Consider the following 4,910-nt stretch of genomic DNA (forward strand, 5'->3'; position numbering starts at 1 on the left):
GATGGAGATTGGAAAGTATGGAATAGGAATGGGAAATTTATTAATTGTTGCGCTGAAAACGGAATATCCCATTATGTTTTGTACCGACGTAAAGTGTATTACGATCAACAGCAAGGGAGGTGACCGTGTATGGTATTTCTGGAGCAATTTGTTTCCAAGTGTTCGTTCGGTTATCCACTTGATAAACGCCACTGGCACATACACCGTAAAAGGTTGAACCATCCGTCGCGATCTGATCCATAAGGAGCGGACACCCGTCAGTATCGGTGAGGGCATGCCAGGTTTCACCCTCGCGTGAACGCATCACCCCTGCATCCGTTGAGATGTAGAGGGTTGAACCTACAAAGAGAATGTCTTTGTAGTAAGCAAACGGAAAGGCGAGGCTTTGGGTAACAGAGATCGGAAGAGGTCGCCTTCTCGTTTACCGGCGTAGATCGTATCGTCCGAAGTGGCAAGTGTGAATCCTTTTCCATCGATAGGCGGGGGCTCTCCGTGGTCTTCCAAACTGGTGTAGCGCCACGCGGTTTCGCCGGGCCGCCATCTGAAAAGTTTTCGCCGGCGTTCCATAAAAACGGCTTCCCCGACGAGGGTAAAACTTCCGTTCGGTCTGTCTTCTGCAAGGATAGAAGATAAATTCTCGTCCCATAATTGTTCCGCTTCACGATCCCTGACGTTTGTTTCTCTGGCTTTTTGGAGCCTCTTCGTCAACTCAGTGTAGAGATTATCTTCCTCGAAATCTGGCATACCTGGAGCAGGTATCAGCGCATCACTGCCGATTGGTAGGTGAAAAAGTTGCGTCCGATTACTTGGAGTGCTGCTGACATAGAGAGCCGTATCGGTTGTTTGGATCTTCGGGTCCGCAAGTTCATCTCCGCAGATCCCATTGTTCGTTGATGTAACAATTTTCCAACCAGCGATGACTGCATAGAGAACGTTTTTAAAGGTGCTTAGATCCTGAACATCGAAATTCGCGATCCCTGTCATAAAGGGATGCCATGTGAAACCGCCATCCGTCGATCGCGTTATTTCATTGAGATTGGTTCTGTAGAAATTGTTTTCATCCAAGGCGATAGCAGGAAATGGTCCAGATGAATAGGGATCATCTCCAGGATTCATCCATGTCTCACCGGCATCATAGGAGAGCAATATTTCCCTATGCCCCATCAACACCAGTTTTTTTCCAACAGCAACGATTTCGGCTGTATCCATATACTCAATTGAATGTTCGCGGGGGTTAGGCGTAATGTCGGTCCATGAATCGCCGAAGTCGGTCGAATAGAGGACTTGGAATATATAACTGGTGCCCATCCGACTTAAGGTGGTCGTGATGTAGAGCCTATTCTCAGCAACCGCCAAAGAAGAAACGCCGTGTGAAGTTGGGACCGGCAATTTTTTCCAATTACCGGACAATCGGAAAAGCCCCTGGCTCGTTCCGACAAAGAGGGTGTTATCAATGGCGAGTGCGTCCCAAATACGGAACTTGAAATCACCTGCTTCCCGGACGATATCGGGTCGCAAGACGTGTCCTATGAATTCCCACTGCTTCCCGGCATCCTCGGAACGAAATACTTCTCTTCTGAGGACGAGGTACATCGTCATATCAGCATTCCCAGACTTGCGTTCCTGAGTCCCATCGGTAATCACCAATGCGACAGGACGGCCCTCGGGGCGTGAGCCGAGAACACTCCATGTTTTACCTTTATCGGTTGAAGCTAAAAGTTCATCGGATGTCAGGAGATAGAGGGTATCCCCGCGTTCCGCCATAACTTTCTCGAATTCCTTATTCGGACCGGCGGAACCGACAAATGTCCACGTATCTGCCTGTGGTGTGAGTCGGTAGAGGCCGGCTTTCGCGATAGCATAGACGGATTGGTCAGCGGTGAGAAAGAGTCCGGCACCGAAAGTCCTTCCTGTTCCGTTTGTTTGAATCCATTGCGGTTTCACTGCGGGAACGTCTGTCTCCTTGGGAGGCAAGGTAGCAAGCAAATTGGGCCCCGGTTGTTGTCCGGCGCCTGTATTTTTGCCGAGCGCATCGGCGTTTCCGAATTGGTTTCTCACATCCGGCTTTAGGGTCAACGGAAGGACAACGGGTGCGTCGATTAATTCAATCGTCATCTCCGATGTTGCGTCTAAACTGTAAGGCTGCTGGAAACGATAGAGCGCACGCGTACCCACACCAATCATTAGAAGAATGAGAAACGTTGATGCGAAGGAAAACCCCCACGGCACCCAAGGTTTACTTGTAGAAGGCACAGTCGGCTGGAGACGAGCGACTTCTTGCATGATGTTCGCAGTCAGGGTCGACGGTGCTTGGAAAATACCGGAGACATCGTGGAGGAGGTGTTCTTGCGTCTCCAATCGCTTGCGCGCACGGTGGAGTCGACTTTTGACGGTGTTCGGGGATACACCCAAAAATTCACTAATCTTTTCACACGGCATCTCTGCCAGATAATGCATGGTTACAACGGTGCGTTCGCTCTCTGGCAGTTTTTGGAGAAGACGCTTGACAAGGTCGCGCTGGTGCTCAACGTCTGCAGCTTCAGAACCTGTTGCCTCATACGCTGCATAGGAGAGTTCCTCCAGTTGGATCCTGGGCATCGCATCCAGAGATGTCGTTGGCTCCTGTTTCTTCCGCATCCACGCGATACACCGACGCGCCGCAATTACATAAAGCCATCCCGAAAAATTATACGGGGGTTTCAGGAGCGACAACTTCTTGTAAGCCTTCAGGAAAATATCTTGTGTGAGCTCTTCGGCTGTGTGAAAGTCGCCGATCTTCCGCCACACGAAGGTGTGGATCGGTTTCTGGTATCTGTTGACAAGCACAGTAAAAGCCTTGTCATCTCCCTCTAAAACCCGCTGAATTAAGTCAAAATCATTGGTCTCCATCTCTATCTTCTCCAAAAAATGAGCATAAGAACTTTATTACATAGTAACGCGTATAGAAGATCGAAAGGTTGCATAAAATGTAGGACTTACGCAAATTGCGTAAAAAAGCAGTATTAGGATTTACGCAATTTTGAGCATCGCCCGCGCCCTGAAAGAGAGCGCATAAAAAACGCAGACAGTTTCTTGACACAACCTAACAGGTTATGCTACAAAAGAGCAACGTGCGTAAGTCCTAAGTATATTTCATCCAAAACGTCTTACTTCAGTGATTTAACCCCCTAAATTCCCCTTATCAGGCGGACTTCAAGCTCATAATTCAAACGATCCGCAAGCCGGATCCCATAACCCCCTAAATTCCCCTTATCAGGCGAACTTCAAGAGGAAATTTGGTTGGGCAGGCACAAGACCTGCCCCTACGATATGGAGGGTTTCCCGCTAATGTTGAACCTATTCTCATCAACAATTTACCAGAGATGTTCATTTTTGGCAAGAAATTTGGCTAAGCGCGGGTGTGTAAAATTTTGTCAGAAGATTGGGTTGGAAAGGTGGAAGTTTGGAAGAGGAAGGCGTTGGTTGTCAGCGTCAGGTGAATTGTGTAAGTCCTAAGATCTTCAGGACTTACGCAAAATGAAGATTAAGAATTTAATCGGGTAATGCGGGTATTAACTGTCTGAATCAGGATTTTCAGGATTCAAGGATTTTCAGGACTATAGAACCTCTTTGATTGAGAACTTTCCTTTATAGAATTATCCAAATATTTTATTAAACTTCATATTGCGTAAAGCAGCAATATATTTCACCCAAAAATGCCTCGCAGTGAGAGTATTTCAGTTATTTAACCCCCTAAAGAATCAACGGTATGAATGCCTTATGGCATTCCCCGCCCCTTATCAGGGGACTTCAAGAGGAAGTGTGTAAGTCCTAATCCTAAAAAAGTTGCTGGGCTGCCTGGAGGCGTTCGGGAGAGCCGATATCTATCCAATCGGCGTCGGTTTTAAGAACATGAAGATTTTCTAATTTCGGAAGGACATCGTAAGAGAGAGAAAACACGTCGCTATCGGGAAACGCTTGAGCAATTTTGCTGTTGAAGAGGTAGACCCCGGCATTGATATACCCACTTTGGTATGCGGTAGGTTTTTCCAGAAATGCCGTAATCTGGTCGGTGTCTGAAGAAATGATTTCACCATACGGACGGGAGTCATCCACCCAAACAGATAGCAGTAAACCCGCCATATCCTCTCGAAACGTAGATACCATTTCGTTGAGGGAGAAATCTCGCCACAGGACATCCCCGTTCAGCACAAAGAACGGAGAACTCTGTATGTACCGCATTGCGTTTTTGATAGCACCCCCGGTGTCGAGTTTTTTATCCTCTCTACAATAACGAATGGAAATACCATTGCAAGACTCGCCAATATTGCTTTGAAGGACATCGTGGAGGTATCCAGTCGCGAGGATGAGTTCTTGGACTCTAACCTCCTTCAGGAATTCACACTGCCATTGTAGAATAGAACGACCTTTGACTTTCATAAGGAGTTTGGGAGTATGTTTCGCGGCTGCGCCTAAGCGTGTTGCACTGCCGCCGCATAAAATAATTGCTTGCATATCATATCCTTGATTTTCGCAATGCTTTATTATTCTCACAGCGAAGCAATATTGCTCCGCTGTATACACCTTTCAATTTTGCGGCAGAAGGATAAATCTTTCCGCCGCGCCATACTGATCATTTCTAAAGCGGCTCTGGCTTTGGGTTCTCTGATGGTCCAGGCATCGGTTTGGGCTCTGGAATAGGCTTCACGGTTCCTATTTTCCAACTCATAATTTTTCCTCCTTTCTAAAAAATATGTCTGTTTTCGGATTTTATTGGCACGGTGTGTCCGTGCCCTTAACAGATGGTTATCAACTAAAATTGTAGGAGAGGCTCCGAGGCCCAACGAGCAGACATCAATGATATAAATAAGATAAGTAATAACTCAGACTATAGTATCGAATCGGAAAGCGTGTTTAAAATGTGAGATACC

General features: G+C 47.0%; 3 protein-coding genes. All 3 read right to left on the reverse strand.

Going from position 1 to position 4,910, the window contains the following annotated elements:
* Positions 1–40: 40 nt before the first annotated feature.
* Entirely contained in the window at positions 41–304 is a 264-nt protein-coding gene (locus J4G07_22155) for a hypothetical protein (GenBank protein ID MCE2416689.1), read from the reverse strand.
* A gap of 35 nt (positions 305–339) precedes the next feature.
* Positions 340–2,889 carry a sigma-70 family RNA polymerase sigma factor gene (locus J4G07_22160; GenBank protein ID MCE2416690.1) on the reverse strand — a complete coding sequence of 850 codons (2,550 nt, stop codon included), beginning with the start codon at positions 2,887–2,889 and terminating at the stop codon, positions 340–342.
* 927 nt (positions 2,890–3,816) lie between these two features.
* Positions 3,817–4,494 carry a nucleotidyltransferase family protein gene (locus J4G07_22165; GenBank protein MCE2416691.1) on the reverse strand — a complete coding sequence of 226 codons (678 nt, stop codon included), beginning with the start codon at positions 4,492–4,494 and terminating at the stop codon, positions 3,817–3,819.
* Positions 4,495–4,910: the final 416 nt, after the last annotated feature.

This window comes from Candidatus Poribacteria bacterium, from assembly GCA_021295715.1.
GTDB lineage: Bacteria > Poribacteria > WGA-4E > WGA-4E > WGA-3G > WGA-3G.

Coding starts and splice junctions, on each gene's coding strand:
- J4G07_22155 (MCE2416689.1), bottom strand. CDS start 304: ATGCGTTCACGCGAGGGTGAAACCTGGCATGCCCTCACCGATACTGAC.
- J4G07_22160 (MCE2416690.1), bottom strand. CDS start 2,889: ATGGAGACCAATGATTTTGACTTAATTCAGCGGGTTTTAGAGGGAGAT.
- J4G07_22165 (MCE2416691.1), bottom strand. CDS start 4,494: ATGCAAGCAATTATTTTATGCGGCGGCAGTGCAACACGCTTAGGCGCA.